This window comes from Streptomyces sp. NPDC046862, from assembly GCF_040704615.1.
Lineage (GTDB): Bacteria > Actinomycetota > Actinomycetes > Streptomycetales > Streptomycetaceae > Streptomyces.
The window spans coordinates 306,429-326,393 of the sequence record NZ_JBEYXP010000004.1; the positions used below are offsets into that span (position 1 = coordinate 306,429).

The window sequence follows — 19,965 nt, forward strand, 5'->3', positions numbered from 1 at the left end:
ATACGGCGGCGGTGGCGGGCGCCGGCCGAGCGGGAGGAGTCACCGAGCGGGAGGAGCGGCCGGCTTTCCCGAAAACCCGTGGTGGCGCCTGCGTCACTGCACGAGGATGCACATCGTGACGATCAAACGCACCGAGCCCGCGACCAACGCCGACGAGCGGTCCATGCTGGAGGGTTTCCTCGACCACCACCGCCAGACACTGGAGATGAAGTGCGCGGGCCTGGACGACGCCCAGCTCAGGACGGCGTCGGTGCCGCCCTCCGTGCTCTCCCTGATGGGTCTCGTACGGCACATGGCGGACGTGGAGCGCTCCTGGTTCCGCCGGGTGCTCGCCGACGAGGACGCGGCGCCCCTTCACTACAGCGACGAGGACCGGGACGGCGAGTTCCACCTCACCGACGCGGACACCTGGGAGGACGCCTACGCCACCTGGCAGGCCGAGATCGCCGCGGCCCGGAGCAACTCGGCACGCTTCGCCCTGGACGACGTGACCAAGGGCAGGAGCCGGTTCACGGAGGAGCCCATCACGCTGCGGTGGATCTACACACACATGATCGAGGAGTACACACGGCACAACGGTCACGCGGATCTGCTCAGGGAGCGCCTCGACGGCGCCACCGGCGAGTGACGCCGTCATCCGTGTCACCCGTGCGGGGCATCCCGGGCCCGTCTCCTCCCGTAAACGGTCCGGACACAGCAGAGTTGCACGGGTGCACCGAACGACGACCACCCACACGCTCCTGGTCACCGTGGCCGCCGCGGCCCTTTCCGGCTGCGTGACCATTCAGCACCCGCCCTCGCCCGACGTGGCGCCGGCGCCGTCCCGCCCGTCGGCGCCGCTCCCCGACGGCCGCGCCGAGCCCCAGGTCGTGCAGGCTCCGGCCCAAGAGGCGCTGGAGCTCATCGGCCCACCACGGCGACCGGCCCCGAGCGCGCCACCGGCCCCGAATGCTGCCTCGACCCCCGCGGCACCGCCACCCAGGCCCGTTCGACCGCACCCCGCCCCACCCGGGCCCTCGAAGCCCCGCGTACCCGGCCCACGGGCCGCGATCCCCCAGGACCTGGCCGAACCGCCCCGGAGCAGCGACGTCTGCGCCCTGGGCCGCAAGTACGGCGGGTGGGCGAAGGACAGCCCACAGTCCACCATCTGCCAGGACACATACGGACGTTGACCACGGCCCCGCGCCAGGCCCGACAGGAACTGGGTGCGCCGTCCCGGCGGTCCGGGCGGCCCCGGCGGCTCCTCTCATCCGTCGGCCGCGTCCTCCCCGTTCAGCCGCAGGTTCAGGCGGTTCATCGCCGCGCGGATGCCGTCGCCGTAGCTGTCGTCGCCGAGGGTGCCGACCGTCTCGTACGCCAGCCGGAGGTGGCTGCGGGCGGCCTCGAGGCGGTCGAGGTTCGCGTAGTCGGCGGCGAGGTTCAGGTGCAGTGACGGGTAGAGGGCGCGCACCGCGCGCCAGTGCCGGTGCTCCGCCACCCGCCCGTCGGTGAGCTCATCGGCCGCCGACAACGCCCGCAGGTCCCAGGCGAGTTCGTCGGCGGGGTCCTGTTGCGTGTCCGCCAGGTAGTGCGCCAGCGTGCAGCGGTGCAGTGCGTCGCCGTCCTCGCCGATCTCCACCCACAGCTCCAGGAAGCGGTCCCGCGCCTCGTCCCGGTCGCCGCCGCGGTGCAGCATGACGACCTGGCCGATCCGGGTCATCACGGCGTCCGGCGTCGCCTCTTCCTGGTGCTCCGCCACGGCGTCCTCCCTGCTCGTCATCCGTCCCCCAGGACGCTAACGGCAGGTGCCGGCGATCGCGGTCAGGCGGCTCCGTACGGCCACGGAGTCCACTGGGCCGGGCCGGTGACAGCCCCGGCGGAGCCCCGTGGCCGTACGGGGACGGCGGGAACGAGGGGTCAGCCCAGGTTCGGAATCGTCCAGTCGATCGGCTCGTGGCCCTGGGCCGCCACCGCCTCGTTGATCTGCGTGAAGGGGCGGGAGCCGAAGAACTTCTTCGCGGAGAGCGGCGAGGGGTGCGCGCCCTTCACCACCACATGCCGCTCCTGGTCGATCAGCGGCAGCTTCTTCTGCGCGTAGTTGCCCCACAGGACGAAGACGGCCGGATCCGGGCGGTCGGCCACCGCGCGGATCACCGCGTCGGTGAACCTCTCCCAGCCCCTGCCCTTGTGCGAGTTGGCCTCGCCGGAGCGGACCGTGAGCACCGCGTTGAGCAGCAGGACGCCCTGCTCGGCCCACGGCATCAGGTAGCCGTTGTCCGGGATCGGCGTGCCCAGCTCCTCCCGCATCTCCTTGTAGATGTTCCGCAGCGAGGGCGGGGTCTTCACGCCCGGGCGCACCGAGAAGCACAGGCCGTGGCCCTGGCCCTCGCCGTGGTACGGGTCCTGGCCGAGGACGAGCACCTTCACGCGGTCGTACGGCGTCGCGTCCAGCGCCGCGAAGACCTCCTCGCGGGGAGGATAGACGGGACCCTTCGAGCGCTCCTCCTCGACGAACTCGGTGAGTTCCTTGAAGTAGGGCTGCTGCAGCTCCTCGCCCAGGACGCCGCGCCAGGACTCGGGCAGCATGGCGATGTCGGTCACGTCGACTTCCTCCGGTGTGCGCTCAGTTCACGGCCGCACAGCGTGCGCCCGCGGACGGCCGCGCGAACGCGACCGCCTTACGAGCACAGAACCTACAGGCGCCCACTGACAACCGCGCCCGAAGGCGTGACTCCCCGGCGGAGCCACCGCGGGTCCCGGTGCCGGCCACCGCGGAGCCCGGCGCCGACTACCAGCTGGTCTTCCAGGACAGCGTCCACATCGTCATCATCGTCGCGGGGTCGATGGACTTCTCGGCGCCGGCGATCTCCTCGTTCGCGGCCACGAACTGCTTGCCCTGCCACAGCGGCAGCAGTCGCGCGTCCTCCATGAAGATCTTCTGCGCCTCCTCGAACTCCTCGGCCACGGCACCGCGGTCGCTCTTCCGGCGCGACTCGGGCAGGAGCTTGCCGGTGATCTCGGGGGCGTCGTACGGGGTGCCGAGCGCGTTCTGCTGGCCCACGAAGGGCGCGACGAAGTTGTCGGCGTCGGCGAAGTCGGGGAACCAGCCGCGGCCGAACACCGGGTACTCGCCGTTCCGGTAGCCCTCCACGTACGTCTTCCAGGGACGGCTCTTGAGCGTGACGGTGAACAGGCCGGAGGCCTCCAGCTGTCGCTTGATCTCCTGGAAGGCGGGCTTGGTCTGGGAGCCGTAGCGGTCGCTGGTGTACCAGAGGGTGAGCGGTACCTTCTGGGTGATGCCCGCGTCGGTGAGGATCTTCTTGGCCTTGGCCTTGTTGGGGTCCCCGAAGCTGTCGAAGAAGCTCGTGGTGTGGCCGACCAGCCCCCTGGGGATCATGGAGTACAGCGGCTCGACCGTGTCCTTGTAGACCTTGTGGGCGAGCGTCGGACGGTCGATGACCTGGGCGACCGCCTTGCGGACCTCGGGCCTCTTGGCCCACGGGTCCTTGGGGTTGAACACCAGGTAGCTGATCTCGGTCGTGGGGTTCTCGATGAGCTGGAGCCCCTCGTCCTGGCCGTTCTCCTGGATGTCGACGGTGGCCGAGGCGGGCAGACCGCGGTAGATGACGTCGATCTTCTTGTTCCTGAGCGCGTCGACCATCTCGGACGACTGCTGGAAGTAGCGGATGGTGACGCCGTTGTTCTTGCGGTCCGCGATGCCCTTGTAGTTGTCGTTGCGGACGAGTTCGGCCTGCTTGCCGTCGTCGTAGGACGACAGGTTGTACGGTCCGGAGCCGCTGATCTCGCCGTCGTCGCGGAGCTTGTCCGCGGGGTACTCCTCGGGGTCCACGATCGACATGGCGGGCGTGGAGAGCACGAAGGGGAAGGTGGCGTCGGGCTCGTTGAGGTGGAAGACGACCTCGCGGTCACCCTTGACCTGGATCCGGGAGAGGCTGCCCAGGAGACCGGCGGGGCCGCCGTTGACGTTGATCTTCTTGATACGATCGATCGAGTACTTCACGGCCTGCGCGTTGAGGTCGTGCCCGTCGGCGAACTTCAGGCCCTCGCGCAGCTTGCAGCTGTACACCGTGGTCGCGGTGTCCGTGAACTCGCAGCTCTCGGCGGCGTCGGGCGCGGGCTCGGACGCGCCCGGATCGTAGTTCAACAGGGTTTGGAAGACGTTGCGCATCAGCTCCCAGGAACTGTCCCAGGCGGCCGCCGGATCGAGGGTGCTCGGGGCGCTGGTGGTCCCCACGACGATCGGACGGTCGTCGTCGGACGAGTCCGAGGAGAGGACACCACATCCGGCGACCATGGTTATGGACGTGATCGCCGCCAGCTGACGCAGGTATCTGTCCCGCTTGAACACGCGCACCATCCTCGATCGGGCATACCACAAGGGTGGCCAGACCATACCGCAGTGTCAGGCCACTTGAACCGCCGCCCCGGCAGGCCCTTGATCAGCGCGTATGTCCGAGCCGTAGAGGAACGGTGTTATTCCCTTGTGCACCGCCACAAGGTGGGCGCCCGCGTGTCTCCGGCCGTGCCGGGCGGGCGCCCACCACAGGCGTCAGCCGACGCCGGCGTTGAGGAAGATACCTCCGTCCACCACCAGGGTCTGGCCGGTGATCCAGTCGGACTGCTCCGAGGTGAGGAACGCGGCGGTGCCACCGATGTCGGAGGGCACGCCGAGCCTCCCCAGCGGGTAGGCCGCGGCGGCCTCCGCCTCACGGCCCTCGTACAGGGCCTTGGCGAACTGTGTCTTCACCACGGCGGGCGCGATCGCGTTGACCCGCACCTTGGGCGCGAACTCGTGCGCCAGCTGCAGGGTCAGGTTGATCATGGCGGCCTTGCTGATGCCGTACGCGCCGATGAACGGGGAGGCGGAGACGCCGGCGACGGAGGCGATGTTGACGATCGCTCCCCCGTTGTCCTTCTGCCAGGCGTGCCAGGTCCTCTGGGCGAAGCCGAGGGCCGAGACGACGTTGGTCTCGAAGACCTTGCGCGCCACGTTCAGGTCGAGGTCGGCGATCGGCCCGAAGACGGGGTTGGTGCCGGCGTTGTTGACCAGGAAGTCGACGCGGCCGAAGGCCTCCATGGTGCGCTCGACGGCGGTGGCCTGGTGGGCCTCGTCATGTGCCTTGCCGGCGACACCGATGACACGGTCGGCGCCGAGCTGCTCGACGGCCTCCTTCAGGGCGTCCTCGTTGCGGCCGGTGATGCACACGCGGTCACCCCGGGCGACGAGCGCCTCGGCGACGCCGTAGCCGATGCCGCGGCTGGCGCCGGTGACGAGCGCGACCTTGCCCGAGGGCTCGGGGAGCTGTGCGGAAGTCATGTGCTGGTCCCCCGGTGTCAGTTGAGCGGTCCGCCGGCCACGTACAGCACCTGGCCGGAGACGAAGCCGGCGGCCTCGCCGGTGAAGAAGGCGATGGCGTTCGCGATGTCGTCCGGGTTGCCGACGCGCTGTACGGGGATCTGCGTCGCGGCCGCGGCCTGAAAGTCCTCGAAGCCCATGCCGACGCGGGCGGCGGTGGCGGCGGTCATGTCGGTGACGATGAAGCCGGGCGCGACCGCGTTGGCGGTGATGCCGAACTTGCCGAGCTCGATGGCGAGGGTCTTGGTGAAGCCCTGCAGTCCGGCCTTCGCTGCCGAGTAGTTGACCTGGCCGCGATTGCCGAGCGCGGAGGACGAGGAGAGGTTGACGACGCGGCCGAACTTGGCCTCCACCATGTGCTTCTGACAGGTCTTCGTCATCAGGAAGGCGCCCCGCAGGTGCACGTTCATGACCGTGTCCCAGTCGGCGGAGCTCATCTTGAACAGCAGGTTGTCGCGGAGCACGCCCGCGTTGTTCACCAGGATCGTGGGGGCGCCGAGCTCCTCGGCGATCCGGGCGACGGCGGCCTCGACCTGCGCCTCGTCGGAGACGTCGCAGCCGACCGCGAGCGCCTTGCCGCCGGCGGCGGTGATCTTCTCCACGGTGTCCTTGCAGGCCGCCTCGTCGAGGTCGATCACCGCGACGGCGCGGCCCTCCGCGGCCAGTCGTACGGCGGTCGCGGCGCCGATGCCGCGCGCGGCACCCGTGACCACGGCGACCCGCTGCTCAGTGGTGGACATTGCTGCTTCTCCTCGCCCTTGGGATGCGGCTCTACAGTACGCCCAACAGGTGAGCGACCGCTTAGTACCTTCAGCACACGTGACGCTAGAAGCCCTGGCACCCGGTGTCAACGGCACACGAGCGACGTGTGATCCATTCCCTGTTCCATCACCTGACCAGGAGGTCGAGCAACCGCTCCGCCTCGGCCCCGGGGTCGGCGGTGAGCCCGGTGTGCACGGGCCCCGGCTGGACCACCGTCGAACGGGGCGCGATCAGCCAGCGGAAGCGCCTCCCGGCGTCGTCGCGCGCGGCCTGGCCCGCCGCCTCACCCCCGGCGCACACCCCCTCGACGGCACGCAGGGCGGCCCGTACGCCCGCCACGTCCGCTTCCGGGTCCAGCGCCCGCAGCCTCGTCTCGTCGAGGTGCGTCCGGGCGGCCACGAAGGACCGGGCGCGGCAGTACACCAGCACGCCCGCGTTGAAGCACTCGCCGCGTTCGACGCGGGGCACGACCCTCAGCAGCGCGTACTCGAAGACGTCCTGCTCCCTCGACCGGGTCCCCAGGGTGCGCTCGCTCACTTGATCCCCTCGATGCGTTCGTGGATGACGGCGGCCCGCGCCAGCAGCGGCTCCGCGTACGCCCGTCGCAGCTCGTCCGCGCTGTCGAACCCCGGCTCGCCCGCCAGCCACACCTCGGGGATCTGGGCGGTGACCTCCGCCAGCAGGTCCTCGGTGACCAGGGGTGCCAGCGCCTCGGCCGCGGCCGCGACATCCGGTGCGAAGGGCGCCAGCGCGTGGTCGGCGGCGTCGTAGGGCCGCTGGGCGGAGGCGACGGCGCCGGGCCAGTTGTGGTGCCAGATCATCGTGGCCCCGTGGTCGATGAGCCACAGATCGCCGTGCCACACCAGGAGGTTGGGGTTGCGCCAGGAGCGGTCCACGTTGCCCACGAGGGCGTCGAACCAGACGACCCGGCCGGCCTCCTCGGGGCTCACCCGGAAGGCGAGGGCGTCGAAACCGATCGCGCGCGGCAGGAAGTCCATCCCGAGGTTGGCGCCGCCGCTCGCCTTGAGGAGGCCCTGCACCTCCTGGTCGGGCTCGCCGAGGCCCAGCACGGGGTCCAGGTCGATCGTCACGAGTCCCGGCACCCGCAGTCCGAGCCGGCGGGCGAGCTCACCGCAGACGACCTCCGCGACGAGCGTCTTACGGCCCTGCCCCGCGCCCGTGAACTTCATGACGTACGTGCCGAAGTCGTCGGCCTCGACCAGTCCCGGCAGCGACCCGCCCTCACGCAGCGGAGTGATGTACCGGGTCGCGGTGACTTCTTTGAGCATCGCCCCAGGTTACTGGGGCGGGGACGAGCCCCGGACACGGCCAATGCGGTGGTGTGCCGACGACGACAGCGAACCGACAGCTCCGCTTTACCCACGTCTCATCCCGAGCGGGTCAAGATTTCGGCATCGTCTGAACAGGCGATCACCGCCGACCGTACCTGTCGGCAGATCCACGCACCCCCCACGGAAGGGAAACCCCAGCATGACCAGCGCACCGCACCAGCCCGCCTCGAAGCCGGCCCGCCGCGCCGTGATCGCAGCGGCCGGCGCGACGGGGCTCGCCGTCGCGCTGACCGCGTGCGGTTCGGACGACGACTCCTCGGCGGCCTCCTCCGACCCCTCCTCCGCCGCCGGCACCGAGGAGAGCAGTGGCGCGAGCACCGGTGGCACGAGCGGCGGCGACGCCGGCTCGGGCGGCGGCACCGAGGTCGCGAAGACCTCCGACATCCCGGAGGGCGGCGGCAAGGTCTTCGCCGACCAGAAGATGGTGGTCACCCAGCCGACGGCGGGCGAGTTCAAGGCGTTCTCGTCCACGTGTACCCACCAGGGCTGTGCCGTGAAGAGCATCAAGGACGGCGTAATCAACTGCCCCTGCCACAACAGCAACTTCTCGATCACCGACGGCAGCGTGAAGAGCGGCCCGGCGCCCAAGCCCCTGCCCGCCATGCAGATCACCGTCGACGGCGAATCGATCAAGATGGCCTGAGCCCGGGGGTACTCAGGCCGCCAGGCCGCCGCTCATGCGCGCCTCTGAGGCCGCTTGAGGCAGCGCAGCACCTCGTCCGTGGTCGCGACCGTGGCGACCAACGCGAGGGTGTTGCGGATCATCGCGGGGGTGTACTCGGAGGGCACCCCCGCGATGGCGTCCCTGGGCACGACCACCGTGTAGCCGAGGTTGACGGCGTCGAACACCGCGTTCGGGACGGCTACGTTGGCCGAGACTCCGGTCACGACCAGCGTGCGGCAGCCGAGGTTGCGCAGCAGCGCGTCGAGGCCGGTGCCGGCGAGCGGCGAGAGCCCGTGCAGCCGCCGTACGACCAGGTCCTCCTCGGCGACCTCGACGGGCGGCGCGACGCGTACGGCCGTGGTGCCCGCCAGTTGCCGGACGGGCAGCCGTTCGGCCGCGCGGAACAGCCGGGCGTTGCGGTTCGCGCCCCGGCCGTCGGGCCGCCGCTCGGCGACGGCGTGCACGACCTGCACCCCGCTCTCGTGGGCCCCGGCGACCAGTCGGGCGACATTCGCCAGCGCCCCCGACGACCGTGCCTCCCGGGCCAGCTCGGGCAACGCGCTGTCCGGGCCCACGACACCCTGCTGGCACTCCACGGTGAGCAGCACCGTGGTGGCGGGGTCGAGGAGGTCACCGAGCACCTCGTACGACGGCATGACTCCCCCTTCGTCCTGTCACCGGGTGGTCCACCAGGTGGTCGGGGCGTGGGAGCGTAACGTCCCTTGCGTATGGACGGAAGACGATTCATGCTGCCTCTCTGACAGGGCGTCAGAAAGAGGGAGACACCTCCATGACCGTCACGCAGCGCCGGGGCCGGAAGATCATGATGACCCCCACCGAGCTGGACGAGTTCCTGGCCTCGCAGCGCACCTGCCGGGTCGCGACGATCTCGGCGGACGGCGCCCCGCACGTCAGCCCGCTGTGGTTCGCCTGGGACGGCACCTCGCTGTGGCTGTACTCGATCACGCGCAGCAAGCGGTGGGCCGACCTGCGCCGCGATCCCCGTATCGCCGTCACGGTCGACACGGGAGAGGACTACGGCGACCTGAGGGGCGTCGAGCTGTCGGGCAGGGTGGAGTTCGTGGGGGACGTCCCTCGCACGAAGGAGCCGAATCCCGAACTCGCCGACCTGGAGCGGCTGTTCGCCCGCAAGGTCTTCGGTCTGGACGAGATGCCGCACGACGGCCGCCACGCGTGGATACGGCTGACCCCGGAGTCGATCGCTTCGTGGGACTTCCGCAAGCTGGCGTCCCTGTGACCAGACCGACCTCAGCTTCAGGACGAGGCATCTGAGGTGACAGAGGCGGCTGAGGTGGCAGAAGCGGCTGAGGCGATGCTCTCCCCCGCCTTCTGCAGCGCCTCCACCGCCGCCCTGATCGACGGGCGCCGGTCGGCGTCCGCACGCCACACCGCGTAGACGTACCGGTGGACACGGTGACGGACCGGCACGGCCCGCACCCCGGCCGGCATCGGGTCGCGCCCCAGCCTGGGCGCGACACAGACCCCGAGCCCGGCGGCGACCAGGGCGAGCTGGGTGTGGTGCTCCTCGGCGCAGTGGGCGATGCGTGGCTCGATGCCCCTGCCCCGCAGCGTGTAGATCAGCCATTCGTGACAGAACTCGCCCTCGGGCCAGGCGACCCACTCGTCCTCCGCGAAGTCCTCCAGGTCGACCGCGTCCCGGCCGGAGAGGGGATGCCCCTCGGGCATCGCGATCTCCACGGGGTCGTCGAGGATCGCCGCCCTGGCGAGCCCTTCGGGCACCGGCAGGGGCTTGTTGTACCAGTCGAGGACGACGGCCAGGTCGGCGTCGCCCCGGATCACCGCGTTGACCCCGTACTCCGGCTCCAGCTCCCGTGAGCTCACCCTCAGCGACGGGTGGTCGGCCCGCAGCGCGCTCAGCACCGACGGGAAGAGGCCGCGCATCGCCGTCGGGAACGCGGCCAGCCGCAGCTCGCCCACCACCTGCCCGCGCTGCGCCTCCAGGTCGGACTGCGCGAGCTCGACCTGGGACAGGATGCGGGCGGCGTGGTCGGCGAGCAGCCGTCCCGCGTCGGTGAGGCGCACCCCGCGCCCGTTCTTGGCCAGGAGCTGTTGTCCCACCTCCCGCTCCAGTTTGGCCATCTGCTGCGACACGGCCGACGTCGTGACATGCAGCCCTTCGGCCGCTCCACTGACCGAGCCGTGCCGGGCCAGGGCGTCGAGGGTGCGCAGGCGCTCCAGGTTCAACATGTAAGCGATGCTACGAAAATCAGCTCACAAAATCTCGCTTGTGCTACGAGATCGCGGAGAGCATCGTTACGGCCATGACCAGCGCCACCGCCGCCTCCCGGGCCTCCGCCCACCCCCCGTCCCCCACCGAACGTCGCCGTGCGGCCGTCGACTGGCGCCTCCGCTTCGGCTTCCTCGCCCTCATCTGGGGCTTCAGCTTCCTGCTCATCAAGGTCGGCACCGAGGGCTACGCACCCTTCCAGGTGACCTTCGGACGACTGCTGTTCGGGACGGCGGTGCTCGCGGTCGCGATGGCGGTGAAGCGGGAGCGGCTGCCGCGGGGCGCCCGCACCTGGGGCCACCTCACGGTCGCGGCCTTACTGTTGAACGCGCTGCCGTTCTCCCTCTTCGCCTACGCGGAGCTGACGATCCCGTCGACGCTCGCGGGCATCTGCAACGCGACGTCACCCCTGTGGGGCATGGCCCTGTCGCTGGTCGCGCTCTCCGAGGACCGACCGACGCGGGTGCGGGTCGCGGGCCTCGGACTCGGCTTCCTCGGCGTGCTCACGGTGCTCGGCGCCTGGCAGGGCTTCCACGGCCTGGACGCCTCGGGCACGGCGATGGCGCTGCTGGCCTCGCTCAGCTACCCGATCGGCTGGATCCACGTCCGCCGCACTCTGGCGGGCTCCGGCCACTCGAACCTCTCGCTGACGGGCGCCCAGTTGCTGCTGGCCACCGTCCAACTCGCCGTCGTCACACCGCTGTTCACGTCCCTGCCGGGCAGTTTTCCGGTGCTGCCCCTGCTCGCGGTCGTCGCGCTCGGCGCCCTCGGTACCGGTGTCGCGATGCTCGTGCAGTACGGCATCGTCGCCGAGGTCGGCCCGACCACCGCCCAGATGGTCACGTACTTCATCCCGGTGATCGCCACGGCCGCCGGCGTCGCGATCCTCGGGGAGTCGCTCACCTGGTCGACGCCGGCCGGCGCGGCGATCGTGCTGGCGGGGGCGGCTCTCACTCAGGTCAAGCCCCGTACACGGCCCTCGCCCATCAAGCCCCCTGCGCGCGAGCGAGATTGACAGGCCGTCACACGTAACGCCGAGCGGGCGCCGGGCCGATCGCCGAGGCCACGGCGTCCGCCACGTGCCCGATCTCGTCCTCCGAGAGCGTGGACACGGTGATCCGGATGCCGGGCGGCGCGCTCATGCGGAAGCGGGCACCGGGTGCCACGGCCCAGCCCGCGTGCAGCAGCCGGGCGACCACTCCGGTCTCGTCGGGGACGGGCACCCACACGTTCATCCCGCTGCGCCCGTGCGCCGCCACCCCGCGCTCCGCGAGCGCGCCGATCAGTGCGTCCCGCCTGCGCCCGTACGCCCCCGCCACGGCTCGCGCTTCCACGGCACCGTCGGCCCACATCCCCACGACGGCCCGCTGCACCAGCCGGCTCACCCATCCGGGCCCGAGTCGCTGCCGCCCCCGCACGCGGTCCACGGTCACGGAGTCACCGGTGAGCACCGCGAGCCGCAGATCGGGCCCATAGGCCTTGGCGACCGAACGGACGAAGGCCCAGTGGCGCGTGACGCCGGCGAGCGGCTGGAGGGACTGGTCGACGATCCGGTAGCCGTGGTCGTCCTCGATCAGCAGGGTCTGCGGGTGGTCCGCGAGCACGGCGCGCAGGGCACGCGCGCGCGTGGCGGTCACCGCGGCACCGGTCGGGTTCTGCGCCCGGTCCGTGACGATCAGGGCACGCGCGCCGCTCTCGAGAGCGCGGCGAACGTCGTCCGGGAGCGGTCCTTCGTCGTCGACACCCACAGGGATCGTGCGCAGTCCGAGCGCCGGGACCAGGTCGAGCACGCTGCCCCACCCCGGGTCCTCGACGGCCACCGCGTCGCCCGCCTTGAGGTGCGCGGCCAGGACGCGCTCGATGGCGTCGAGCGCGCCGGAGGTGACGGTGAGCGGTCCGTCCGGCACGCCGTCGGCGTCCAGGTCGGCACGCGCGATCCGCTCCAGTTCGGGCTCGACGGCGGCCTGACCGTAGAGGACGGGCACGCGGTCACCGTGCTCGGCGGCAGCCACGAAGGCCTTCGCCAGCGAGGGCAGCAGCGCCGGATCCGGATTGCCGTCGGCGAGGTCTCGTACGCCCTCCGGTACGTCCACCCGGATGTACTCGCGCCCCGTCGTGGCCGGCTTGGAACGCACCCGGCTGCCGCGGCGCCCGGCGGTCTCGATGACCCCGCGCTCCCGCAGGGTGCGATAGGCAGCCGCGACGGTATTGGGATTCACACCCAGCTGTACGGCCAACTCCCGCATGGGCGGAAGAAGTTGCCCCGGCTCCAGCTCTCCGGCACCCACCGCACGCTCGACGCTCGCCGCAATCTCTGCTGCGCGACGCCCTTCGATCCGATACTCTCCTAGCACAAAATAGATTATGCACTAGTGCAATGGAGAGCGCAATGCAGGGGACCCCGCAGCCGATGCCGTCGCCCACCGCCTACACCCCGACCGACCGCACCGTCCCCACCCGTTCCGCAGAGAGGGCCTCGTACGACAAGGAGGTGGTGCACGCGATACTCGACGAGGGCTACGTCTGCCATCTCGGCTTCGTGCGGGACGGCGCCCCGGTCGTGCTGCCCACTCTGTACGCCCGGGTCGGCGAGCGGCTCTACGTCCACGGCTCGACGGGCTCGCGCCCGCTACGGATGACCGGCAAGGCCGATCCCGGGCTCACGGTGTGCCTGACCGTCACACACGTCGACGGGCTGGTCCTCGCCCGGTCCGCCTTCCACCACTCGATCAACTACCGTTCCGTGGTCGTCCACGGCATCGCCCACCAGGTGACGGACCCGGAGGAGAAGCGGCTGGCCCTGGACGCGCTGGTGGACCATGTCGTACCGGGGCGCTCGCGCGACTCCCGGTCCGCCAACACCAAGGAGGCCGCCGCCACCGCGGTGATCCGCCTCGACCTCGACGAGGTCTCCGCCAAGACGCGCACCGGCGGCGTCAACGACGAACCCGAGGACCTCGCACTCCCCCACTGGGCCGGCGTCGTCCCGCTGAACAAGGGCTACAGCACGCCGGTACCCGACCCGGACATGACGCCCGGCACGGAGCTTCCTGACTACCTGTCGGTGCTGTGAGACGTCGGGCGCTCTCAGCCCGTCCGGGGTTTGCCGAGTGACGGTGCGGGCCCCACCCGTTCCGGGGAGGACCCGCACCCACGCCTCACACGCGCACAGCCTCCACCTCCCGCTCGACCACGACCGCACCCCGCGCCTCAGCCACCGCGAGCCCGGCGACCGACCCGAGCATCAGCAGCGTGCCGACCACTGTCGCCGCCGTCAGCTGCTCACCGAGCAGCACAACGGCGAGCACGGCCGCACTCACGGGCTCCAGCAGCATGATCACGGACACGGTGGCCGACCGGACGACGGCCGCTCCGGCGAAGTACAGCGCGTAGGCGAGGGCCGTGGGAACGGCAGCGATGTACGCCAACAGCCCGAGCAGCAGGGAGAGTTGGCCAGTCGCCGGGACCAGCCCCTCGGCCAGCCCGAACGGCAGCAGGCACAGGCTCGCCACGGCGAACGTCCACGCGGTCGTACCCGAGGCGTCGCCCGCACCGTCGCGTCCCCACCACCGGGTGAGCAGCGTCATCACGCAGTACCCGGCGGCCGACACGAGCGCGAGCAGCACACCCCAGGGCCGTACGCTCGCCCCGCCACCGCCGAGCACGAGGACGGCGAGCCCGGCGAGCGCTCCCGCGACGGCTGCCACGCCGCCGCCTCCGAGGCGTTCGCCCAGGGCCAGCCGGGCGCCCAGCGCGATCAGCACCGGACCGGCGCCCAGTGTCACGACGGTCGCCACGGCGAGGCCGGTCTCCTCGACCGCGGCGAAGTAGGCCGTCTGGAAGACGGCCAGCCCGATGCCCGTCACCCCGGCCCGCAGCGCCTTGCGGCCGAGCGGGTCACGGACGGGGGCGGTCCGCACGGCTACACCGGGCCGGACCCGCCGACGCGGGAGGCGGACGGCGAGCAGCACGACGAGCCCGGCGGCACAGCGCCAGAAGGACAGGGCGACCGGTCCCATGTCGCTGGTCCGGTAGACCAGGGAGGCGGCCGCGCCCGCGGTGCCCCATGCGGCACCGGCGACGATCAGATACAAGAGGCCTCGCCCTACGGGCAGGCCGGAGACAGTGTTCGACACGTGTTCTCTCCGCAGAAACAGAAGTTCGGGAAAGGACCACGTCGTCGCCGGGGTGAGGTGTGCTGGGCACTGGCATGTGCTGGACACTGGCGTGCGTGAGCACTGGCATGAGCTGGGCGCAGCTCACCGGCGTACGGAAAGGTCCTCGGACTTCGTCTGCGGGCAGCACCGTTCAGCCCTGCCGACCGGCAGGGCGTGACTCCCGGAGGCCCGCCTCAGGCGGCCGGGGGAGGAAGAACGAGCGTCGACGGCATGATCAGCATCCTATGGGGCGCTTCCGGGAGCCGACAACTGCCTTTCGGAGCCGTCCGTTGCCTTGTCGCCGCTCCGATCGTGGCCCGAACCGCCCGCGACCGGCTCCTCGGAGGTCTTGGCGGGTGTCGAGGACTGCGCGATGAAGGCGCCGACCAGGACGACGGCACCGCCGATGATCTGCGGTGTGGAGAGGTGCTCGCCGAGCAGCACCCAGGCGAGCACGGTCGCGATGACCGCTTCGAGGCAGGCCACGACGCCCGCGACCTGCGGGGAGAGCCTGCGGACGGCGACCACTCCGGTGATGTACGCGAGCACCGTCGCGATCAGCACGACCCAGCCGAGCAGCAGCCAGGCCGCGACGGGCGTGCCGTCCATCCCGGCGGTGCCCGCGAGGACGGACCAGTCCATCGTCCACGGGCGGGCCACGACGGTGAGCACGAGGGCGCCGACGAGCAGGCCGTAGGCGATGACACCGAGCGGGTCCGGCGCCTCCTCACCCCCGTCCGCGCCCTGGTCGGAGAGGACGAAGTAGCCGACCTGACAGCAGGCGGCGGCCAGGGCGAGCAGCAGACCGAGCGCGTCGAAGCTCATTCCCGACCACACCTCGACGACACAGGCGAGCCCGCCGACCGCGAGCACGACTCCCACAGCCGCGGCACGCGCGACCGGCCGTCGCTGCACGAACCGCACCCAGCCGAGCAGGAGGGCGGGGGCGAGGTACTCCACGAGCAGCGCGACCCCGACCGGGATGCGCGAGATCGCCGCGAAGTAGCAGGCCTGCACTCCCGCCACAGCGAGCAGTCCGAACCCGGCGAGCAACGCGGGCCGCCGGCGCGGGAGTCCGCGGTGGCGCACGGCCAGCGGCAACATCACCAGCGCGGCGCCCGCCACCCTCAGCCACACCACGTGGAGCGGGTCGAGCCCCGCCTCGATCAACGGCTTGGCCGCGACACCCGATCCACCGAAGGCGACGGCCGACCCGAGCGCCAGCCCGAGTCCGACGCCTCGGCCGTGGCCGCCCTGACTGCCCTGAGAGATCCGCACCGGCACATGATGACAGCCGATGACATGAGCGTCACCCCCATTGACACCTGTCTCACGCCCTGGACCACCGCAGTGCGGTCCGAGGGCTCGTGATCCTGAGGAACGCGGGCGGGCTACGCGCCCTTAAGGGGCGCGGAGAACTGCGCGACCAGCCACACCAAACCCGCACCCACCCACCGACAGGAACCCGGCCGACGAGACGGACGGCCACCACGACACGCAGCAACCACGGCGGCGCCCACACACCCACCAACCCGTCCTCAGCCGGCGGCATCCCCACCCTCCGGGCGGCTGGCCGCCCCCATCCGCACCGACAACGCCCCCACGTCGACCCCCGCACGCCCGAGCACCTCCACGGCCCGCGACTCCGAAGCCGCGACGATCGCGGCGAGGAGATCGACCCCACAGGCCCGCACCCCACCACCCGCCCGGCCACGCGCCGCCGCACGCCCGCACGCGTCCTCCATCGCCCCGGCCGCCACCGGCGACCAGCCCGCCACGTCGGTGAGCACGGGGACGGCACCGGAGTCCTCGACGCTGCTCTGCCACCGCAGTCCATAGCCGATGCTCCGCTGCACGAGGTACCCGAGCAGCCGGGCGACCTGCGCGCCGTCGCCGAAGACGGCGCGCACCTCGGGGTCGGACTCCAGGAGCGTGTGCAGCAGATGCGCGGTGTCGATGTGCCGGTCCCCGTCCCGCAGCGCCCGCCTGCGCGCACCGGCGATCACCGCTGCCAGCTCGTCGGTGAGTCGGGCATCGGTCTCCGCGCCTGTCCGGTCGTGGTCGGCGGCGGACTGCCGGGGGATATGGGGTCGCACATCCCCCACCCCATCAGTCCCTTCCGGCCGAGTCATCCTCGCCGGGCAGCATCTTCGCGTCCGACACAGGTTGGTGCGGATGAACCGGTTCTCCTCCTTACGGATGAGAACACATCCCCGAGAACGACATCGTGCCGTTCCCGCCGAACCATTCCTGACGGTTCATCAGTATTGAATGTTGCAGGCCGTGCCGCTACGTTCCGCGACACCGCAGCCCGAGACGAAGAGGTGGTCGCATGGCCGAGGTCAGCGCGGAGGCACGCATCGAGGCACCCGCCGAGAAGGTGTGGGCCCAACTCGTCGACTGGTCCGCGTACGGGGACTGGAACACGACCCACACGAGTTTCCCCAAGGGCGGCCCGAAGACCCTCGCGGTCGGCGGCACCTTCCAGGAGAACCTGAAGCTCATGGGCTTTCCGGCGGAGGTCGAGTGGACCATCGCGGAGCTCGAGCCCGCCCGGGTCCTCACCATCCGCGGCAAGGGCCCGATGGCCGTGGACCTCGCCACGCGCTACACCCTCACGCCGGACGGCACCGCCACCACGGTCCGCATCGACGGCGAGTTCACGGGCGCGGCCGTCTCCCTGATGGCGGGCAAACTGAAGGACTCGGCGACGGCCGCGCTGAACGAGTCGCTGCGCAAGCTGGGTGGACTGGTGGCGTAACCCGGACACACGGTCCCGCACCACCACTACTCCTCGCGTACCGCGTCACCCGCACACACCAAGGCGCCCCGCGGACAGTTCCGCAGGGCGCCCTCATGCCGTACTGCGGCCGGGCTGTCAGTCCTCGTCGGCGAGGATCAGATACAGCTTCTTACGGGCCTCGTTGATGACCGCCAGCGCCTTGTCGCGCTGGTCCTTGCTGCCGGTCTTCCAGACCTGGCCGAACGCCTCCATCAGACCGAAGCCGGCCTGCCGGATCTCGCCCAGCGCCTCCCAGTCGACCCCGCGCGAGGCCTCTTCCCACGGCGCCTCGGGCCCCTCGTCGGCCGCCGTACGACCCGGCTCGGTGAGCGAGAACAGCTTCTTGCCGCCCTCCGTCTCACTGGCGATGAGGCCCTCGTCCTCCAGCAACTGGAGGGTGGGGTAGACCGAGCCGGGGCTGGGCTTCCACGCCCCTCCGCTGCGCTCGGCGATCTCCTGGATCATCTCGTAGCCGTGCATGGGCCGGTCCTTGAGGAGGGCCAGGATCGACGCCCGTACGTCGCCGCGCCGCGCCCTTCCCCTTGGCCCTCCCCTGCCGCGTCCGCCCCACGGGCCCGGCCCGAAACCCGGGCCGAAGCCGGGGCCGCCGTGCCCCGGACCGAACGGCCCGAAGGCACCGCGCAGCGCTTCGAAGTCGGGACGTCCCTGCGGGCCGCGCCCGCCGTGACGTCCATGTCCGCGCTCGAATCCGTAGTCCTGTCCACGGGTACGCATCGCAATCACTCCATTCCATCGTTGATCTGTCGCGATGCCTCAACGATATATCGGAATAGTTCGCATGACAAGCCTCTCGCTGTCTGTCCGTGGTCTACTGCCGGTCATGCCGTTGCTGCTGCTGGACCTCGACAACACCCTGATCGACCGCGACGCGGCCTTCCGCGCCGCCGTCGCCGGCTTCCTCGCCGAACACGGACTGGCCGGCTCCGATCTCACGTGGGTGACGCACGTCGACGCGAGCGGCTACACCCCGCGGCACGATGTCGCCACCGCCCTCACCGACCGGTACGGGGACGCGGTGCCGGCCACCGCCATCCGTGCCCTTCTCGACCACGGCGCCGCCGACCGCGTCGTCCTGGGGCAGCCCTCCCGCGAGGCCCTGGGCAGAGCGCGGGCGGCGGGCTGGACGTGCGTGATCGTCACCAACGGCCGCACGGCCCAGCAGGAAACGAAGATCCGCAACACCGGCCTCGACCGGCTCGTCGAGGGCTGGGTCGTCTCCGAAGGCGTCGGTCACAAGAAACCTGATCCCGAGATCTTCCACGCCGCGGCGGCAACCGTCGGCGCCTCCCTCACCGGCGCGTGGATGATCGGCGACTCACCGCACGCCGACATCGCGGGCGCCCACGCACTCGGACTCCGCAGCGTGTGGGTGACGGACGGCCGCCCCTGGGCCCAGGACTCCTTCCGGCCCACCCACCTGGCTCCCGACGCCGCCTCGGCGATCGACCACGCCATCAGTACGACGGGATGACCCAAGCAGGATGCCGGACCTGCCCAACCGGCCTCTCCGCACCGGGCGTTGCTCCCCCGCCGATCCGCCCCAGGGACCGCCGCCACGCACCCGCCGTCTAGGGTTCGGGCATGACCTCGGACAGCTACCTCTCCCAACTCTTCTCGCTGGACGGCCGGGCCGCTGTGGTGACGGGCGGCAGTTCCGGCATCGGCCGGGCCATCGCCGGGGCTCTCGCGCGAGCGGGGGCGGGCGTGGTGATCGTGGCCCGCAAGGAGACGGAGCTGGCCGCCACGGTCGACGAGCTCGCGGCCGACGGATGCCGGGCGGCCTGGGTGAGCGCCGACCTGGGCACCCGCGACGGAGTGCGCGCGGCGGCGGAGCAGGCGGCCGAGGTGTTCGGCGAACCCGACATCCTCGTCAACAGCGCCGGGATCAACCTGCGGCCGCCCATGGGTGAGCTGGGCGAGGACGTGTGGGACGCCACGATGGCGGTGAACCTGGAGGCGCCCTACCTGTTGGGCGAGCGGTTCGGACCCGGCATGGCCGAGCGGGGCTTCGGGCGGATCATCCACATCACCTCCCAGCAGGCGCACCGGGCGTTCGTCCAGAGCGGCGCCTACGGGGTCAGCAAGGGGGCTCTCGAATCGCTGGCCCGCTCACAGGCCGAGGCGTGGTCGTCGCGCGGCGTCACCTGCAACACGCTGGTGCCCGGCTTCGTCGCGACCCCGCTCAACGCCCGCCTGCAGTCCGTCCCGGCGAAGATGGCGGCGCTGGCCGAGCGCACGATGGTCGGCCGCAACGGCCTCGCCGAGGACTTCGCCGGAGCGGCGGTATTCCTGGCCGGCCCCGCCTCCGGCTACGTCACCGGGCAGTCGATCTTCGTCGACGGCGGGTTCTCCGTCCACTGAACCCGGCCAATGGACCTCGTCTGCTGAACCCGGCCAATGGACCCGTCCAGTGGCCCCAGCCACTGATCCCAGCCACTGACTCCAGCCAATGGCCCCAGCCAATGGCCTCCGGCCGGCGAACCCGGCCACGGAGGCCGGCCGCCGGCCTGGGGACCCCCTCGACACCCCCAGCCCGCGGCCGTCCACTCGCGCCCGTCCACCCACGGCTGACCGACACGTGGGCGGAGGGGCGCGGCTCCTC

Annotated in this window: 22 protein-coding genes; 8 read left to right on the plus strand and 14 right to left on the minus strand. The window is 71.2% G+C overall.

Annotated features, from left to right (window positions below):
* Positions 1-115 precede the first annotated feature (115 nt).
* Positions 116-628 carry a DinB family protein gene (locus AB0959_RS06620; protein WP_366825178.1) on the plus strand — a complete coding sequence of 171 codons (513 nt, stop codon included), beginning with the start codon at positions 116-118 and terminating at the stop codon, positions 626-628.
* 618 nt (positions 629-1,246) lie between these two features.
* Here AB0959_RS06620 and AB0959_RS06625 read toward each other — a convergent pair.
* The 7 genes from AB0959_RS06625 to AB0959_RS06655 all read right to left on the minus strand — a co-directional run bounded on the left by AB0959_RS06625 (position 1,247) and on the right by AB0959_RS06655 (position 7,407).
* Positions 1,247-1,759 (minus strand): hypothetical protein, encoded by a 513-nt coding sequence (locus AB0959_RS06625; protein ID WP_366825179.1) that lies wholly within the window; start codon positions 1,757-1,759, stop codon positions 1,247-1,249.
* A gap of 137 nt (positions 1,760-1,896) precedes the next feature.
* Entirely contained in the window at positions 1,897-2,580 is a 684-nt protein-coding gene (locus AB0959_RS06630) for a uracil-DNA glycosylase (protein WP_366825180.1), read from the minus strand.
* A gap of 187 nt (positions 2,581-2,767) precedes the next feature.
* Positions 2,768-4,348, minus strand: coding sequence for an ABC transporter substrate-binding protein (locus AB0959_RS06635; protein ID WP_366825181.1), 1,581 nt, complete (start codon positions 4,346-4,348; stop codon positions 2,768-2,770).
* A gap of 201 nt (positions 4,349-4,549) precedes the next feature.
* The gene (locus AB0959_RS06640; RefSeq protein WP_366825182.1) at positions 4,550-5,317 is read right to left on the minus strand and encodes an SDR family oxidoreductase; all 768 of its coding nucleotides are present in this window, start codon (positions 5,315-5,317) and stop codon (positions 4,550-4,552) included.
* A 17-nt stretch (positions 5,318-5,334) separates the two neighbouring features.
* Entirely contained in the window at positions 5,335-6,096 is a 762-nt protein-coding gene (gene fabG, locus AB0959_RS06645) for a 3-oxoacyl-ACP reductase FabG (protein ID WP_366825183.1), read from the minus strand.
* 148 nt (positions 6,097-6,244) lie between these two features.
* Positions 6,245-6,655 carry a DUF3037 domain-containing protein gene (locus AB0959_RS06650; protein WP_366825185.1) on the minus strand — a complete coding sequence of 137 codons (411 nt, stop codon included), beginning with the start codon at positions 6,653-6,655 and terminating at the stop codon, positions 6,245-6,247.
* Positions 6,652-7,407 (minus strand): HipA family kinase, encoded by a 756-nt coding sequence (locus AB0959_RS06655; RefSeq protein ID WP_366825186.1) that lies wholly within the window; start codon positions 7,405-7,407, stop codon positions 6,652-6,654. The genes AB0959_RS06650 and AB0959_RS06655 overlap by 4 nt, the downstream gene beginning before the upstream one ends.
* A gap of 202 nt (positions 7,408-7,609) precedes the next feature.
* Here AB0959_RS06655 and AB0959_RS06660 point away from each other — a divergent pair, with 202 nt between their 5' ends.
* Positions 7,610-8,113 carry a Rieske (2Fe-2S) protein gene (locus AB0959_RS06660; RefSeq protein ID WP_366825187.1) on the plus strand — a complete coding sequence of 168 codons (504 nt, stop codon included), beginning with the start codon at positions 7,610-7,612 and terminating at the stop codon, positions 8,111-8,113.
* 32 nt (positions 8,114-8,145) lie between these two features.
* Here the strand turns inward: AB0959_RS06660 and AB0959_RS06665 are convergent, their stop codons facing one another.
* Positions 8,146-8,790, minus strand: coding sequence for a cysteine hydrolase (locus AB0959_RS06665; RefSeq protein WP_366825188.1), 645 nt, complete (start codon positions 8,788-8,790; stop codon positions 8,146-8,148).
* A gap of 134 nt (positions 8,791-8,924) precedes the next feature.
* Here AB0959_RS06665 and AB0959_RS06670 point away from each other — a divergent pair, with 134 nt between their 5' ends.
* Complete coding sequence (locus AB0959_RS06670) at positions 8,925-9,392, plus strand: pyridoxamine 5'-phosphate oxidase family protein (protein ID WP_366825189.1); 468 nt, start codon at positions 8,925-8,927, stop codon at positions 9,390-9,392.
* A gap of 17 nt (positions 9,393-9,409) precedes the next feature.
* Here the strand turns inward: AB0959_RS06670 and AB0959_RS06675 are convergent, their stop codons facing one another.
* Positions 9,410-10,363, minus strand: a complete 954-nt coding sequence (locus AB0959_RS06675) for a LysR family transcriptional regulator (RefSeq protein WP_366825190.1) — start codon at positions 10,361-10,363, stop codon at positions 9,410-9,412.
* 74 nt (positions 10,364-10,437) lie between these two features.
* Between AB0959_RS06675 and AB0959_RS06680 the strand changes: the two genes are divergently transcribed.
* Positions 10,438-11,418: a DMT family transporter gene (locus AB0959_RS06680; protein ID WP_366825191.1), complete on the plus strand. Its 981-nt coding sequence runs from the start codon at positions 10,438-10,440 to the stop codon at positions 11,416-11,418.
* A 7-nt stretch (positions 11,419-11,425) separates the two neighbouring features.
* Here the strand turns inward: AB0959_RS06680 and AB0959_RS06685 are convergent, their stop codons facing one another.
* On the minus strand, positions 11,426-12,757 hold the full coding sequence (locus tag AB0959_RS06685; RefSeq protein WP_366825192.1) for an aminotransferase class I/II-fold pyridoxal phosphate-dependent enzyme: 1,332 nt from the start codon (positions 12,755-12,757) through the stop codon (positions 11,426-11,428).
* 35 nt (positions 12,758-12,792) lie between these two features.
* Here AB0959_RS06685 and AB0959_RS06690 point away from each other — a divergent pair, with 35 nt between their 5' ends.
* Positions 12,793-13,476 (plus strand): pyridoxamine 5'-phosphate oxidase family protein, encoded by a 684-nt coding sequence (locus AB0959_RS06690; RefSeq protein ID WP_366825193.1) that lies wholly within the window; start codon positions 12,793-12,795, stop codon positions 13,474-13,476.
* A gap of 85 nt (positions 13,477-13,561) precedes the next feature.
* Here the strand turns inward: AB0959_RS06690 and AB0959_RS06695 are convergent, their stop codons facing one another.
* The 3 genes from AB0959_RS06695 to AB0959_RS06705 form a co-directional block, all read right to left on the minus strand.
* Complete coding sequence (locus AB0959_RS06695; protein ID WP_366825194.1) at positions 13,562-14,539, minus strand: EamA family transporter; 978 nt, start codon at positions 14,537-14,539, stop codon at positions 13,562-13,564.
* Positions 14,540-14,803: 264 nt separating this feature from the next.
* Complete coding sequence (locus AB0959_RS06700; RefSeq protein WP_366825195.1) at positions 14,804-15,844, minus strand: EamA family transporter; 1,041 nt, start codon at positions 15,842-15,844, stop codon at positions 14,804-14,806.
* 254 nt (positions 15,845-16,098) lie between these two features.
* Positions 16,099-16,656 carry a Clp protease N-terminal domain-containing protein gene (locus AB0959_RS06705; protein ID WP_366825196.1) on the minus strand — a complete coding sequence of 186 codons (558 nt, stop codon included), beginning with the start codon at positions 16,654-16,656 and terminating at the stop codon, positions 16,099-16,101.
* Between the two features lie 236 nt (positions 16,657-16,892).
* Here AB0959_RS06705 and AB0959_RS06710 point away from each other — a divergent pair, with 236 nt between their 5' ends.
* Positions 16,893-17,321, plus strand: coding sequence for an SRPBCC family protein (locus AB0959_RS06710; RefSeq protein WP_366825197.1), 429 nt, complete (start codon positions 16,893-16,895; stop codon positions 17,319-17,321).
* Positions 17,322-17,438: 117 nt separating this feature from the next.
* On the opposite strand, the gene AB0959_RS06715 is transcribed toward AB0959_RS06710, so the two are convergent.
* Complete coding sequence (locus AB0959_RS06715) at positions 17,439-18,077, minus strand: PadR family transcriptional regulator (RefSeq protein WP_366825199.1); 639 nt, start codon at positions 18,075-18,077, stop codon at positions 17,439-17,441.
* A gap of 106 nt (positions 18,078-18,183) precedes the next feature.
* Between AB0959_RS06715 and AB0959_RS06720 the strand changes: the two genes are divergently transcribed.
* On the plus strand, positions 18,184-18,834 hold the full coding sequence (locus tag AB0959_RS06720; protein ID WP_366825200.1) for an HAD family hydrolase: 651 nt from the start codon (positions 18,184-18,186) through the stop codon (positions 18,832-18,834).
* 110 nt (positions 18,835-18,944) lie between these two features.
* Entirely contained in the window at positions 18,945-19,724 is a 780-nt protein-coding gene (locus tag AB0959_RS06725) for an SDR family oxidoreductase (protein ID WP_366825201.1), read from the plus strand.
* Positions 19,725-19,965: the final 241 nt, after the last annotated feature.